General features: G+C 39.1%; 13 protein-coding genes and 1 pseudogene. 9 read left to right on the top strand and 5 right to left on the bottom strand.

From position 1 onward, the window contains the following. The first annotated feature begins 33 nt into the window (after nucleotides 1–33). From O3650_RS07155 to ezrA, 3 genes are all read left to right on the top strand, one after another. Nucleotides 34–597 carry an HAD family hydrolase gene (locus O3650_RS07155; RefSeq protein WP_031227692.1) on the top strand — a complete coding sequence of 188 codons (564 nt, stop codon included), beginning with the start codon at nucleotides 34–36 and terminating at the stop codon, nucleotides 595–597. A 14-nt stretch (nucleotides 598–611) separates the two neighbouring features. Next, nucleotides 612–2,558, top strand: coding sequence for a DNA topoisomerase (ATP-hydrolyzing) subunit B (gene gyrB / locus O3650_RS07150; protein WP_023942865.1), 1,947 nt, complete (start codon nucleotides 612–614; stop codon nucleotides 2,556–2,558). Between the two features lie 81 nt (nucleotides 2,559–2,639). Continuing rightward, the gene (gene ezrA / locus O3650_RS07145; protein ID WP_023942863.1) at nucleotides 2,640–4,367 is read left to right on the top strand and encodes a septation ring formation regulator EzrA; all 1,728 of its coding nucleotides are present in this window, start codon (nucleotides 2,640–2,642) and stop codon (nucleotides 4,365–4,367) included. Nucleotides 4,368–4,540: 173 nt separating this feature from the next. Here ezrA and O3650_RS07140 read toward each other — a convergent pair whose 3' ends face one another. The 4 genes from O3650_RS07140 to O3650_RS07125 form a co-directional block, all read right to left on the bottom strand. Next, nucleotides 4,541–4,840 (bottom strand): DUF1827 family protein, encoded by a 300-nt coding sequence (locus O3650_RS07140; RefSeq protein ID WP_000767199.1) that lies wholly within the window; start codon nucleotides 4,838–4,840, stop codon nucleotides 4,541–4,543. A gap of 58 nt (nucleotides 4,841–4,898) precedes the next feature. Next, nucleotides 4,899–5,351: an NUDIX hydrolase gene (locus O3650_RS07135; protein ID WP_000013084.1), complete on the bottom strand. Its 453-nt coding sequence runs from the start codon at nucleotides 5,349–5,351 to the stop codon at nucleotides 4,899–4,901. Nucleotides 5,352–5,481: 130 nt separating this feature from the next. After that, nucleotides 5,482–7,740, bottom strand: coding sequence for an AAA family ATPase (locus O3650_RS07130; RefSeq protein WP_371491822.1), 2,259 nt, complete (start codon nucleotides 7,738–7,740; stop codon nucleotides 5,482–5,484). Between the two features lie 228 nt (nucleotides 7,741–7,968). Beyond that, a complete protein-coding gene (locus O3650_RS07125; protein WP_000443570.1) occupies nucleotides 7,969–8,199 on the bottom strand; it encodes a DUF1797 family protein in 231 nt (76 codons plus the stop codon). A 189-nt stretch (nucleotides 8,200–8,388) separates the two neighbouring features. Here O3650_RS07125 and O3650_RS07120 point away from each other — a divergent pair, with 189 nt between their 5' ends. The 5 genes and pseudogenes from O3650_RS07120 to O3650_RS07100 all read left to right on the top strand — a co-directional run bounded on the left by O3650_RS07120 (nucleotide 8,389) and on the right by O3650_RS07100 (nucleotide 12,647). Further along, a complete protein-coding gene (locus O3650_RS07120) occupies nucleotides 8,389–9,072 on the top strand; it encodes an amino acid ABC transporter permease (protein WP_001011642.1) in 684 nt (227 codons plus the stop codon). Beyond that, nucleotides 9,072–9,806: an amino acid ABC transporter ATP-binding protein gene (locus tag O3650_RS07115; protein ID WP_000140963.1), complete on the top strand. Its 735-nt coding sequence runs from the start codon at nucleotides 9,072–9,074 to the stop codon at nucleotides 9,804–9,806. Before O3650_RS07120 ends, O3650_RS07115 begins: the two co-directional genes overlap by 1 nt. Before the next feature lie 153 nt (nucleotides 9,807–9,959). After that, complete coding sequence (locus O3650_RS07110; protein ID WP_203175929.1) at nucleotides 9,960–10,817, top strand: bifunctional methylenetetrahydrofolate dehydrogenase/methenyltetrahydrofolate cyclohydrolase; 858 nt, start codon at nucleotides 9,960–9,962, stop codon at nucleotides 10,815–10,817. 137 nt (nucleotides 10,818–10,954) lie between these two features. Continuing rightward, nucleotides 10,955–11,778 (top strand): annotated as a pseudogene (locus tag O3650_RS07105) (phosphate ABC transporter ATPase). A 14-nt stretch (nucleotides 11,779–11,792) separates the two neighbouring features. Further along, nucleotides 11,793–12,647: an NAD(P)H-hydrate dehydratase gene (locus O3650_RS07100; protein ID WP_261083729.1), complete on the top strand. Its 855-nt coding sequence runs from the start codon at nucleotides 11,793–11,795 to the stop codon at nucleotides 12,645–12,647. Nucleotides 12,648–12,794: 147 nt separating this feature from the next. Here the strand turns inward: O3650_RS07100 and pbp3 are convergent, their stop codons facing one another. Next, nucleotides 12,795–14,036, bottom strand: a complete 1,242-nt coding sequence (gene pbp3, locus O3650_RS07095) for a D-alanyl-D-alanine carboxypeptidase PBP3 (RefSeq protein ID WP_261083726.1) — start codon at nucleotides 14,034–14,036, stop codon at nucleotides 12,795–12,797. Between the two features lie 102 nt (nucleotides 14,037–14,138). Here pbp3 and O3650_RS07090 point away from each other — a divergent pair, with 102 nt between their 5' ends. Next, complete coding sequence (locus O3650_RS07090) at nucleotides 14,139–15,248, top strand: AI-2E family transporter (protein ID WP_203175919.1); 1,110 nt, start codon at nucleotides 14,139–14,141, stop codon at nucleotides 15,246–15,248. Nucleotides 15,249–15,258: the final 10 nt, after the last annotated feature.

Here is a 15,258-nt window from a genome sequence, read left to right as displayed (position 1 = left end):
CTTTTTTCATAAAAAAATGCTATAATGAAGGGTATGAAATATCACGATTATATCTGGGATTTAGGTGGAACTTTACTGGATAATTACGAAACTTCAACAGCTGCATTTGTTGAAACATTGGCATTGTATGGCATCACACAAGACCATGATAGTGTCTATCAGGCTTTAAAGGTTTCTACTAATTTTGCGATTGAGACATTCGCTCCCAACTTAGAGAATTTTTTAGAAAAGTATAAGGAAAATGAAGCCAGAGAGCTAGAACATCCGATTTTATTTGATGGAGTTTCTGATTTATTGAAAGATATCTCAAATCAAGGTGGCCGTCATTTTTTGGTCTCTCACCGAAATAATCAAGTCTTGGAAATTTTAGAAAAAACCTCTATAGCAGCTTATTTTACAGAAGTGGTGACTTCTAGCTCAGGCTTTAAGAGAAAACCAGATCCTGAGTCCATGATTTATTTAAGAGAAAAATATCAGATTAGCTCTGGTCTTGTCATTGGTGATCGACCGATTGATATCGAAGCTGGGCAAGCTGCAGGACTAGCTACCCACTTGTTTACTAGTATCGTGAATTTAAGACAAGTATTAGACATGTAAGAAAAAGGAAAAAGATGACAGAAGAAATCAAAAATCTGCAGGCACAAGATTATGATGCCAGTCAAATTCAAGTTTTAGAGGGCTTAGAGGCTGTTCGTATGCGTCCAGGGATGTATATCGGGTCAACCTCAAAAGAAGGTCTTCACCATCTAGTCTGGGAAATCGTTGATAACTCAATCGATGAGGCCTTGGCAGGATTTGCCAGCCATATTCAAGTTTTTATTGAGCCAGATGATTCGATTACTGTTGTCGATGATGGACGTGGGATTCCAGTCGATATTCAGGAAAAAACAGGCCGACCTGCTGTTGAGACTGTCTTTACAGTCCTTCACGCTGGAGGAAAATTTGGCGGTGGCGGATATAAGGTCTCAGGTGGTCTTCACGGAGTAGGGTCATCAGTAGTTAATGCCCTTTCCACTCAATTAGATGTTCATGTCCACAAAAACGGTAAGATTCACTACCAAGAATACCGTCGTGGTCATGTTGTCGCAGACCTTGAGGTGGTTGGGGACACAGATAGAACTGGAACAACGGTTCACTTCACACCGGACCCAGAAATCTTCACTGAAACAACAACCTTTGATTTCGATAAATTAAATAAACGGATTCAAGAGTTGGCCTTTCTAAATCGCGGTCTTCAAATTTCAATTACAGATAAGCGCGAGGGGTTAGAACAAACTAAGCATTACCACTATGAAGGTGGGATTGCTAGCTACGTTGAATATATCAACGAGAACAAGGATGTAATCTTTGATACACCAATCTACACAGATGGTGAAATGGATGATATCACAGTCGAAGTAGCCATGCAGTACACAACGGGTTACCACGAAAACGTCATGAGTTTCGCCAACAATATTCATACCCATGAAGGTGGAACGCATGAGCAAGGTTTCCGTACGGCACTAACTCGCGTTATCAACGATTATGCTCGTAAGAATAAGTTACTGAAAGACAATGAGGACAACTTAACAGGGGAAGATGTCCGTGAAGGCTTAACTGCAGTTATTTCAGTTAAACATCCAAATCCACAGTTTGAAGGACAAACTAAGACCAAACTGGGCAACAGCGAAGTGGTCAAGATTACCAATCGCCTCTTCAGTGATGCCTTCTCTGATTTCCTCATGGAAAATCCACAGATTGCCAAGCGCATCGTGGAAAAAGGGATTTTAGCTGCTAAGGCTCGTGTGGCTGCCAAGCGTGCGCGTGAAGTCACTCGTAAAAAATCTGGTTTGGAAATTTCCAACCTTCCAGGGAAACTAGCAGACTGTTCTTCTAACAATCCTGCGGAAACAGAACTCTTCATCGTCGAAGGAGACTCGGCTGGTGGATCAGCCAAATCTGGTCGTAACCGTGAATTCCAGGCTATCCTTCCAATTCGCGGTAAGATTTTGAATGTTGAAAAGGCCAGCATGGATAAGATTCTCGCTAACGAAGAAATTCGTAGTCTTTTCACAGCCATGGGAACAGGATTTGGCGCAGAATTTGATGTTTCAAAAGCTCGGTACCAAAAACTCGTTTTGATGACCGATGCCGATGTCGATGGGGCCCACATTCGTACCCTCCTTTTAACCTTGATTTATCGTTATATGAAACCAATCCTAGAAGCTGGTTATGTTTATATTGCCCAACCTCCAATCTATGGTGTCAAGGTTGGAAGCGAGATTAAAGAATATATCCAGCCAGGAGCGGATCAAGAAATTAAACTCCAAGAAGCCTTGGCCCGCCATAGTGAAGGACGTGCCAAACCAACCATTCAGCGTTATAAAGGTTTGGGTGAAATGGATGATCACCAGTTGTGGGAAACAACCATGGATCCCGAACATCGCTTAATGGCAAGAGTTTCTGTAGATGATGCTGCAGAAGCAGATAAAATCTTTGATATGTTGATGGGGGATCGAGTAGAACCTCGTCGTGAATTTATCGAAGAAAATGCCGTCTATAGTACACTTGATGTCTAAAAAATCGGGAGAAGTAGTTCCCTTGGTCTAAAAAATATGATATAATCATTACGATTGTTTCAAGTAAAAAAGGAGTTTAATATGTCTGGTAGTCTAGTAATATATCTTATAATTGCAGTTGCAATTTTATTGCTGATTTCATATGCTATAGCAATTTATGTACGGAAACGTAATGAAAGTAAATTAGCAATTTTAGAAGGGAAAAAAGAAGAACTCTACAATCTTCCAGTTAATGATGAAGTTGAAGCTGTAAAAAATATGCACTTGATTGGACAAAGTCAGGTGACTTTCCGTGAATGGAATCAAAAATGGGTTGATTTATCTCTTAATTCTTTTGCCGATATCGAAAATAATCTTTTCGAGGCAGAAGGCTACAATAACTCATTCCGTTTTTTAAAGGCCAGTCATCAAATTGATCAAATCGAGAGTCAAATTACCTTGATTGAAGAAGATATTGCGGCAATTCGCAACGCCTTGGCAGATTTGGAGAAACAAGAGTCTAAAAATAGTGGACGTGTTCTTCATACCTTGGACTTGTTTGAAGAGTTGCAACACCGAGTTGCTGATCATTCTGAAGAATATGGTCAAGGTTTATCTGAAATTGAAAAACAATTGGAAAATATCCAATCGGAGTTTTCTCAGTTTGTAACTTTAAATTCGTCAGGTGACCCAGTAGAAGCTGCTGTGATTTTGGATAATGCTGAAAATCATATCTTGGCTTTAACGCATATTGTTGATCGTATACCAGCAATTGTAGCAACATTATCTAAAGACCTACCTGATCAACTGGAAGATTTAGAAGATGGTTACCGTAAGCTTTTAGATGCTAATTATCATTTTGCTGAAACGGATATTGAAGCGCGTTTCCAACTGCTTTATGAAGCTCTCAAGAAAAATCATGAGAATATTGCGAAACTAGAATTGGATAATGCAGAGTATGAAAATACTCAAATCCAAGAAGAGATTAATGCACTTTATGATATCTTTACAAGAGAAATTGCGGCACAGAAAGTAGTAGAAGGTTTAGTAGCAACACTTCCTACTTATCTTCAACACATGAAGGAAAATAATGCTTTATTGATAGAAGATATTGAGCGTTTGAGTAAAAGTTATTTACTTTCTGAATCGGATGCAAGTCATGTTCGTCGTTTACAGGGTGAATTAGAAAACTTTGAGACTGCTATTATTGAGGCAACTTCAAATCAAGATGAACCAACTCAAGCATATTCAATTCTTGAAGAAAATCTTGAATCTTTACAGGAAAATCTTAAAGAGATTGAAGATGAACAGATTTCAGTTAGTGAGCGTCTTGCACGAATTGAGAAAGATGATATCAATGCACGTCAAAAGGCAAATGTATATGTTAATCGTCTCCATACAATCAAGAGATATATGGAAAAACGGAACCTACCTGGTATTCCACAAACTTTCTTGAAGTTATTCTTTACAGCAAGTAATAATACGGAAGATCTAATGGCTGAATTAGAGCAAAACTTAGTCAATATAGAATCAGTTAACCGTATTCTTGAAATTGCAACGAATGATATGGAAGCTTTAGAAACGGAAACTTATAATATTGTTCAGTATGCAACCTTGACAGAACAACTCTTACAATATTCTAACCGTTACCGCTCATTTGATGAGCGCATTCAAGAAGCCTTTAATGAAGCTTTGGACATTTTTGAGAAAGAATTTGATTACCACGCTTCATTTGACAAGATTTCTCAAGCATTGGAAGTAGCAGAGCCTGGTGTAACCAACCGCTTTGTTACCTCGTATGAGAAAACACGTGAAACGATTCGTTTTTAATAAAAGAAAAAGATTTGATTGTGTGAGAAGCAGAATCAAATCTTTTTTATTATTTGTCTATAAAATCTTGTATGATAAGATCTCAAGATAAAAAATTGGAGACAATTTAAAAAGCAAGTCAGAACCTATGTTTGGTCTATAAGGTTCAATAGCTTTCTAATCTCTCCAAAATTTTATTTGATTGGAATCGAAATCCCAATTAATTTTTCTGAGTAGAGTGTTTTGATATTGCCCTCATCAATAGAGTCCTTATCAATTTTACGTTTCAAGAAAAACTCTTGGATGGCTTCGATTTCAGTCTCTCGAATAGCACGGTGTTTGTTTGAGATGAGGATTTCATAGTGAAGCGGAGCTTGGGTAAAAATAACATCCGTATTTCCCGCAGAATAGACCTCAACAAGGGTTGCATCGGTACTTTCTAGCTGGCTTTTAACAAGTTGCGAGTGTGAGTTTGTCGTATTGATAAGCTTCATAACATTTCCTCCGATTTTCTAATTCTATTATAGCACTTTTTGAATAAAGTAGCTTGATTTAGTCAATCTTATGCTGTTTTTTCCAAGATTGGATTGCCCATTTATGGCTACCACGTTTGAGATTTTCAATAGCCTCGTCAATAGGGAACCAGGCGATATGATTAAAGTCTTCTAGTGGCTTTTGCACTTCTTTGAAAGAAGTTGCTTCATAGAGGTAGGCAGGATTGTAGTAGTAGGTGTCACGGTGACGAGAATAGAAATATTCGTCAGCTTGTCCATAATAAGTACCAATTTCAGCTGTGAAGCCAAGCTCTTCAATCAATTCACGTTTTAGGGCTTCCTGATGGTTCTCACCAGCTTCAATTTCACCACCTGGTAGGAACCAAGCGCCATTGGGTGCTTGAACAAGAACAATTTGTTTTTGTTCAGCATCAGGGATAACTGCATATACGCCATAGCGTGAAACATAGTCTGTATTCGCTTTTTTTTCTCCGAAAGTTGGGTTTGCCATTGCATTTTCCTCATTATCTAGTATCGTTATTATTATCATAATGGACAAAGGGCAAGCTGTCAAGAAATTACAGTTATTTTAGTAAAAAAGAAGCAGAAAATTTTCATTTTCTACTTCTTTTCTATAGTATTTATTTTTCTGTCTCAGAAGTTTTAACTTCTGCTTTTTTGGCAGATTTGATTTGAATCTTGCCCTTGCTGGTCATAACTGCCTTGAGGTCTTTTTCGATTGGATTTTCAAGGTAGTAGTCAGTGATTGCGTCCTCAATATAGTCTTGAATAGTACGACGAAGTGGGCGTGCTCCCATTTTTGGATCATAACCGAGGTCAACTAATTTTTCCTTGACCTTTTCAGTTACATCTAAATGAATATTGTTGCTAGAAAGGCGCTTGTTAACGTCTGCTAGCATGAGCTCGACAATCTGAAGGAGGTTATCCTTGCTGAGAGCCTTAAATTCGATAATGCCATCAAAACGGTTCATAAACTCTGGGCTAAAGAAGTTGCCGAGTTCACCAAGAACAGAGTTGGTACGTCCTTCTCTAGCAGCTCCAAATCCAACGCTGGCTTCTGCCTTACCTGTACCTGCATTTGAGGTCATGATAATGATGGCATCCTTGAAGCTAACGGTGCGCCCCTGCCCATCTGTCAAACGACCATCGTCCAAGACCTGAAGGAACATATGCATGACATCTGGATGGGCTTTTTCTACTTCATCGAGAAGGATGAGAGAATATGGATTGCGTCGAACTTTTTCAGTTAATTGCCCAGCCTCATCGTAGCCAACATAACCTGGAGGGGCGCCGACCAACTTAGCCACGCTGTGTTTTTCCATGTATTCGCTCATGTCAAAGCGTATCATACTGTCAGCAGAACCAAAGAGTTCAATGGCTAGTTGTTTGGAAAGTTCTGTCTTACCGACGCCAGTTGGTCCGACGAAGAGGAAGCTTCCGATTGGGCGGTTAGGCGTACCGAGACCGACACGATTACGGCGAATAGCCTTGGCAATTTTATCGACAGCATCATCTTGCCCAATAACATGAGACTTGAGGTCTTCAGCTAGATGGATAAGTTGAGATTGTTCTTTCTCTTTCAAATCGCCAACAGGAATATTGGTTTTCTGCTCGATAATGTGCTCAATGGTTTTCTCACTGATGATAGGAGTATCTTGGTCTGTGACCTTTTTCTTTTGCATTTCCTTATACTTGGCAATCTGGTCGCGGAAATAGGCGGCTTTCTCAAAATCTTCCTCCCGTGTAGCTTGAGATTTGAGATTTTCAGCCTCAATCAAGCGTTGATCAATCACTTTAGGATCGACAAAATTCAAGGTCAAGTTCATCTTAGAACCAGCTTCATCTAGGAGGTCAATGGCCTTGTCAGGTAAGAAGCGATCTTGGATGTAACGATTGGAAAGAGTTGCAGCTGCTTCAATCGCAGCATCGGTATACTGAACGTGGTGGTAGTCTTCGTATTTCTTTTGAATTCCTTTGAGGATAGTGATTGTTTCTTCCACTGTTGGTTCATCAACTTTGACAGGCTGCATACGACGCTCTAGGGCAGCATCCTTTTCAATGATACGGTATTCATTGAGAGTAGTAGCGCCGACCAGTTGCAGTTCCCCACGAGCAAGGGCTGGCTTGAGGATATTTCCTGCATCCATATTGCCATCGCCCGCAGAACCAGCACCGACAATTTCATGGATTTCATCGATAAAGAGGATAATATCCTCACGTTTGCGAATTTCTTCCATGAGTTTTTGCATGCGTTCTTCAAATTGTCCACGGATACCCGTTCCTTGAACTAGGCTAACTACATCCAGACGGATGACTTGTTTACCTTGGAGTTTATGTGGAACGTCGCCATCAACGATTTTCTGAGCTAGACCTTCGACAACGGCAGTTTTTCCGACACCTGGTTCACCGATAAGAACAGGATTATTCTTGGTTCTGCGATTGAGAATTTCGATGACACGGATAATCTCATCGTCGCGCCCAATAACGGGGTCAATGTCTCCACGACGGGCAATCTCAGTTACGTTGATACCAAATTCTTCCAGCAGGCCTTTCTCTTGGCTTGGTGGTGGAGTTTGAGCAGATCCACGATTTTGGGAACCATAACCACCGTTTCCACCGTAACCTCCACCTGATTGGGTTGGGGGAGTCGGAGGAGTATTGTTAGAAGGTCTAAAATTGTTTAGGTCATTGAAGAAATCACCAAAGGGATCAAAGTCACGATTGTTCAGATCCGTCATACCTTTAAAGAGGCTATTGTTAGGATCTGTCTTGATAATCTTATAGCAGTTTTGACAGAGGTCAATTTGTTTTTGTTTTCCATTGAGATTGGTGTAAAGATGAATTGTTGAGTCGTTAATTTTACAGTTTTGACAAAGCATACATCTACCTCATTTCTTTCTTTAGCTTGACCTATATAAAGGTCAAAAATAGTCAAATTTCTATACTCTCATTATAACAGGATTGGGGTGTAAAGCAAGTAAAAAGATTGCAGCTTTGAGAAGTTGTTATAATGAAAATTTTTGTGAATTTGGACTAAAAAAATCCTATTTGTGAGACAAAAAGGATTTTGGTTAGACATGCAGGGTGTAATCCCAGCTTGTTTTGTATTAGTAAAGGAGTTCGTAAATCTCCATTGCAATCAAGTCAATGCTGTCAAACGTATAAGTTTCGCGAGCTTCGACATCACGAAGTGTAAAGATTGAGCCGTTTTCTTCATCATGACTGTATGCAACTTCTGCAACAACAACTCCTTCGCGTTCAAAATTACGTTTTAAATTTCCGCCGTCTTTTGCCATTGCTTCAAGGCGGTTGATGATTCTAACCAAATGTGATTCCATTTTGATTCTCCTTCATTTCTTATCGTTACTATTTTACCATAAAGGAGGCCAACTTGACTAGAAAAAACTAAGATTTCTCGCTAATTCTGCTAGTTTAAAGATTTTTAAATAAATTGGATAAAAGATTTGAATTTTAATTCAATACATGTTATAATCATACAGTACTCTATTTTAGAAAGCAGTGTGACTATGAATTTTTCTTTTTTACCTAAGTATTTACCTTATTTTAACTATGGGGCTGTTGTGACGGTTCTCATTTCTATCTGTGTTGTCTTTTTGGGAACTATTTTGGGGGTTGTCTTGGCTTTTGGGCAACGATCAAAGTTTAAACCGCTTGTTTGGCTCGCCAACTTGTACGTTTGGATTTTCCGTGGGACGCCAATGATGGTTCAGATTATGATTGCCTTTGCCCTTATGCACATCAATGCTCCGACTATTCAGGTTGGAATTTTGGGTGTTGACCTTTCTCGTCTGATTCCAGGGATTTTGATTATCTCTATGAACAGTGGTGCTTATGTTTCTGAGACTGTTCGTGCTGGGATTAATGCAGTTCCTAAGGGTCAGTTAGAGGCGGCCTATTCTTTAGGGATTCGTCCTAAAAATGCGATGCGCTATGTGATTTTGCCACAAGCTATCAAAAATATTTTGCCAGCATTGGGAAACGAATTTATCACTATTATCAAGGATAGTTCCCTCTTATCAGCTATTGGTGTTATGGAGTTGTGGAATGGGGCTACAACAGTTTCTACAACAACCTATCTACCTCTGACTCCACTTTTATTTGCAGCCTTTTACTACTTGATTATGACTTCTATTTTGACCGTAGCCTTGAAAGCTTTTGAAAAACGTATGGGACAAGGAGATAAGAAATAATGACAGAAACCTTGATAAAAATTGAAAATTTACATAAATCATTTGGAAAGAATGAAGTATTGAAGGGCATCAACCTCGAGATTAAAAGAGGAGAAGTTGTCGTTATCATCGGTCCTTCAGGGAGCGGGAAATCTACCTTGCTTCGCTCTATGAATTTGTTGGAAGAAGCGACTAAGGGGAAGGTTATCTTTGAGGGAGTCGATATTACGGACAAGAAGAATGACCTCTTTGCCATGCGTGAGAAGATGGGCATGGTTTTCCAACAATTTAACCTCTTTTCTAATATGACTGTGATGGAAAATATCACCTTGTCACCTATCAAGACCAAAGGTGAAAGCAAGGCTGTTGCTGAGAAGAGAGCTCAGGAACTTTTGGAAAAAGTTGGTTTACCAGATAAGGCAACTGCTTATCCACAGAGTTTGTCAGGTGGCCAGCAACAACGGATTGCCATCGCTCGTGGGTTGGCTATGGAACCAGATGTTTTGCTCTTTGATGAGCCAACTTCAGCCCTGGACCCTGAGATGGTTGGAGAAGTTCTAGCTGTTATGCAAGACCTTGCCAAGTCAGGAATGACTATGGTTATCGTAACACATGAGATGGGATTTGCCCGTGAGGTGGCAGATCGTGTCATCTTTATGGCAGACGGTGTGGTTGTTGAAGACGGAACACCTGAGCAGATTTTTGAGCAAACCCAAGAACAACGGACTAAAGACTTCTTGAGTAAGGTTTTATAATCTATTTTAAAATTTCAAGACAAGATTAGTGAAAAGCTCGACCTGAGCTTTTTCTTATAGTTTGAAACTATAGGATAGCCTAGGAAAGAAGTGTTAGAGGGTGCTGGCAGTTTTTGGTATAATGGAAGATATTTGAAAGAAAAGAGAATTGATATGACACAGATTATTGATGGGAAAGCTTTAGCGGCCAAATTGCAGGGGCAGTTGGCTGAAAAGACTGCAAAATTAAAGGAAGAAACGGGACTAGTGCCTGGTTTGGTAGTGATTTTGGTTGGGAACAATCCAGCCAGCCAAGTCTACGTTCGCAACAAGGAACGTTCTGCCCTTGCGGCTGGTTTCCGTAGCGAAGTAGTGCGAGTTCCAGATACCATTACTCAAGAGGAATTGTTAGACTTGATTGCTAAATACAATCAAGATCCAGCTTGGCATGGGATTTTGGTCCAGTTGCCATTACCAAAACATATCGATGAAGAGTCAGTTTTATTAGCTATTGACCCAGAAAAGGATGTGGATGGTTTCCATCCGCTAAATATGGGACGCCTTTGGTCTGGTCATCCAGTCATGATTCCATCAACACCTGCAGGAATTATGGAAATGTTTCATGAATATGGGATTGAATTAGAAGGTAAAAATGCGGTGGTCATCGGTCGTTCAAATATTGTTGGAAAACCTATGGCCCAGCTTCTTTTGGCCAAGAATGCAACAGTGACCTTGACTCACTCACGCACCCATAATCTCGCTAAGGTGGCCGCTAAAGCGGATATTCTTGTGGTCGCAATTGGTCGTGCTAAATTTGTGACTCCTGACTTTGTCAAACCAGGTGCGGTAGTCATTGACGTTGGGATGAATCGTGATGAAAATGGTAAGCTCTGTGGGGATGTGGATTATGAGGCAGTTGCCCCACTTGCTAGCCATATTACGCCAGTTCCTGGAGGTGTAGGTCCTATGACCATTACCATGCTGATGGAGCAAACCTATCAGGCAGCACTTCGAACATTGGATAGAAAATAAGAGAAAAATTTTCTGAGGAAAGTGTATTTTCTATAGCTATATCTAAAATGGCAGAAATGAATATTAAATTTTAGATATAAGTTTATAAAAGGAGGTATGCGCCTCCTTTTTGTTGTATAATGGAGTGAGGTGATTAGATGATTTTAAAAATTTATAATGGGGAATATAGTTTACAATGGGATGGAATATACTACTTAGCACTAATTGATTATCCAAATATTCAAGAATGGGAATTAGAAAAAATTGCTAAATTTATAGCTTACGAAAAACTTCATAAACGTCAAACAAGTATTGAGTGTGCTGATTCTTGTTTAAAAAAAGAAATTTTAGATTACATCTGTCAGCATCCCTTTCTGCCACCATTTACCCCTACAGATAAAAGAGTAGCCTCGACTTATGATCTACATAAGAGGTTAGTGACTTCAGACTACTGTAGTCATACTACGACTATAGATGCAGCGATTTCTATCTTTAAAACAGGTCAGCTCTTATCTGCTGTGAAAGCCTTTGGGCGAGATGCTGAAGAGTTGGTTTTGGATAGTCGAAATGCTGCATCGGATCCGATAGATTATTTTGACTATGTCATGTTAGGGTGGTCAAATACAAGTTCTGGTTATCGATTAGCGATGGAGCGTTTATTAGGTCGAGCTCCTTCAGAGAAAGAATTACAAGACAAGTTTATTCCTGGAGTGAGTTTTCATTTTATCTATACAGATTTGATTAAACTTACTGGATATATTTTTGATGGCTACCATGTTGCAAAAATTAAGGACATGTTGAATTTATTTAGTGAGTTGTATATTTGCATTATTCCAACTCATAATGAGAGCCAATTTGAAAATATTATTCCAACTAAAATACAAGATAGGGGGTGCATTATCTTGACTATGCTGGAGAAGACTTAGAAGAGTGGACTAAGAAAGTCTATCAAGTTGTTTTAAAACAATCAGATAAAGGATAGTTGAGGAAAAAACGATGAAAGTGATTGATCAAGACTTACTAGAAAAAGTCATTATTGAACGTTCTCGTACAAGTCATAAAGGAGACTATGGTCGCTTGCTTCTGTTAGGTGGAACTTATCCTTACGGTGGTGCTATCATCATGGCTGCTTTGGCAGCTGTTAAAAGCGGTGCAGGATTGGTGACTGTTGGAACAGATAGGGAAAATATCACAGCTTTACACAGTCATTTACCTGAGGCTATGGCCTTTTCTCTTCAAGACCAGCAATTGTTAAAAGAGCAATTGGAGAAGGCAGAAGTTGTTTTAGTGGGGCCTGGTTTACGAGATGATGCTGTTGGAGAAGATCTAGTCAACCAGGTCTTTGCGAATTTAAGACAGAATCAGATTTTGATTGTAGATGGAGGTGCTCTGACCATTCTTGCTAGGACAAGTTTGTCATTTCCGTCTAACCAGCTTATCCTAACTCCTCACCAAAAAGAATGGGAAAAACTGTCTGGTATTGCTATTGAAAAGCAAAACGAAGCTGTAATGGCTAGTGCCCTAACTTCCTTCCCTCAAGGAACAATTTTGGTGGAGAAAGGTCAAGCTACTCGTATTTGGCAAGTTGACCAATCTGATTATTACCAGTTACAGGTTGGCGGTCCCTATCAGGCTACTGGGGGAATGGGAGATACTCTGGCTGGGATGATTGCAGGATTTGCAGGTCAATTTCGACAGGCCAGTCTCTATGAACGTGTGACAGTAGCGACTCATCTTCATTCAGCCATAGCCCAAGAATTAGCTCAAGAACATTATGTGGTCTTGCCAACGGAGATTAGTAATTGTCTTCCTAAACTAATGAATAAAATATCTCAAAAAAGACTGGGATAAAATTCAATTTTAGGAGAAAACGAAGTAAATATTACCACAATAAAACGCATAATATCAAGTTTTTTTAATACCTGATACTATGCGTTTTTGACTTTAAAGACTTTTTGGTCTGTTTCTATTTTGGAGCAATCTTTTGCTCAGTATGTTTTATAATTTCTCGTTGATAAATCGGATAAACTGATTCCACCAAACTTTTAAGAAGAAAGCTTTTTCAACCTTCTTTTCTGCTACCATTTCGAAACTAGGACGTTCTGTGGTAATGTAACCTTGACCAATCAAGTCCTTGTCTTCGTAAGTCAGATGACCAACCACTGTTCCAGCTTCAAGTGGTGCTGGGATTGCTTTAGAATCAGGTGTGAATTGAATAGATTGGGAAGATTGATTCCCGACACGTTCAATTAGATAGATATCCTCTGGGGCCACTGCAGTGACCGTATCTTCTTTTCCATCTTGTACAGGGGCTTTGCTATCTTGATAGGCATCTCCTTTTTGCACTATTTTACGAAGTGTGAATGTAGAAGAGACATAATCCATTAGTGAAGATGTAGCTGTGAAACGAGCGTAAGGATTATTGGATTGATGATCTGCATTCAAAACAACTGTGATAACCCTCATTCCTTTTTCGACAGTAGTACCAACAAAAGACTCTCCAGCTTTGTCTGTTGTTCCTGTTTTCAGTCCATCAAAACCACCACGGTAAGCAGGCATGCCTTCTAACATGTAGTTGGTCGAAGTGATTGTCATCCCAGCAAAAGTAGAAGAAGGTTTTTTTGTGATTTCTAAGACTTGTGGGTATTTTTTGATGAGGTTACGAGCAACGATAGCAACATCATAAGCGCTGAGCTTATTTTCATCATCTTTATTAGACCCTGGGTAAATGTTATCTCCTAGAGTCTCGTTGTTAAGACCAGTTGTATTGACAACGGTGGCATCTTTGATTCCCCATTCCAAGAGTTTGGCCCGCATCATATCAACGAAGTCTTTCTCTGAGCCAGCAATTTTCTCAGCTAGGGCAATAGCGGCGCTGTTGGCACTAGATACCAGGGTTGCTTCCAGCAACTCTTCCACAGTATAATTACGGGCCTCCATAGGAACATTACTGGCTTCAGAATTTGTCGTTAATTTGTATGGATAATCAGAGATATCTACCGGAGTTGATAGTGTAATACTACCGTTTTCCAAGGCTTCATAGACAAGATAAACAGTAATCAATTTTGTGATCGAAGCAATTTCAACTGGCTGGGTTGCATCTTTCTCATAGAGAATTTTACCGGTATTTGCCTCAACAGCAATTGCATGTTTAGCAGCAATATTAAAATCTTGAGCATCAACAGTAGATGCTGCCCCAATAACGGAAAGGCTTAGGAGAGTTAAAATTATTTTTTTCATAGTAAGTTTATTCTATCATAAAGAAAAAAATATTCCCAGTTTCATGATATAAGAAAGAAGCTTTTTTGAAAGTGTGGTAAAATAGATGAATGGAGGTACTTCATGTTTCGTAAGAATAAATTATTTTTTTGGACCAGTGAGATTTTACTATTAACCATCATCTTTTATTTATGGAGACAGATGGGTGGGATTATAACGCCTTTTGTAAGTGTCGCAAACACTATAATGATTCCCTTTCTTTTAGGTGGTTTTTTATATTATTTGACCAATCCTATTGTAAATTTTTTACAAAAGTATTTCAAAATTAACCGTATCATTGGTATTCTACTAACCTTGTGCGCCTTGGTTTGTGGGCTAGTTATTGGGGTCGTCTATCTCTTACCGATTTTGATTAATCAGCTGACAAGTTTGATTGCTACAAGTCAGACAATCTACAGTCGTCTGCAAGATTTGATTATCGATTTATCCACTTATCCAGCCTTTCAAAATTTAGATATTCAAGCGACTATTCAACAATTAAATCTGTCCTATGTAGATATTCTACAAAATATTCTAAACAGTGTTACCAATAGTGTTGGAAGTGTTATATCAGCTCTCTTTAGTACCGTTTTGATTATTATCATGACCCCTGTATTTTTGGTTTATTTTTTGTTAGATGGTAACAAATTTTTACCGATGCTTGAGCGCACTGTTTTAAAGAGAGATAAGTTGCATATTGCAGGTCTCTTAAAGAATTTGAATGCGACAATTGCTCGCTATATCAGTGGAGTAGCCATTGATGCCATTATTATCGGTTGTTTGGCCTTTATCGGATATAGCGTGATTGGTTTGAAATACGCTTTGGTCTTTGCCATCTTTTCAGGATTGGCCAATCTCATTCCTTATGTAGGACCAAGTATTGGCTTGATTCCGATGATTATTGCCAATGTCTTTACTGATCCTCATAGAATGCTGATTGCAGTTGTTTACATGCTAATCATTCAACAAGTGGATGGAAACATCCTCTACCCTCGCATCGTAGGTGGGGTAATGAAGGTTCATCCAATTACGATTTTAGTATTACTTTTGTTATCAAGTAATATCTATGGTGTCATTGGTATGATTGTCGCAGTACCAACCTATTCTATCTTAAAAGAAATTTCTAAGTTCTTATCACGTTTGTATGAAAATCATAAAACAATGAAAGAACGAGAAAGAGAATTAGCTAAGTAAAAGTCAGGAA

It is taken from the genome of Streptococcus sp. 20925_1_24, assembly GCF_041432335.1.
In the GTDB taxonomy this organism is placed as follows: domain Bacteria; phylum Bacillota; class Bacilli; order Lactobacillales; family Streptococcaceae; genus Streptococcus; species Streptococcus mitis_BM.
This window is presented reverse-complemented; position numbering and strand designations above follow the sequence as displayed.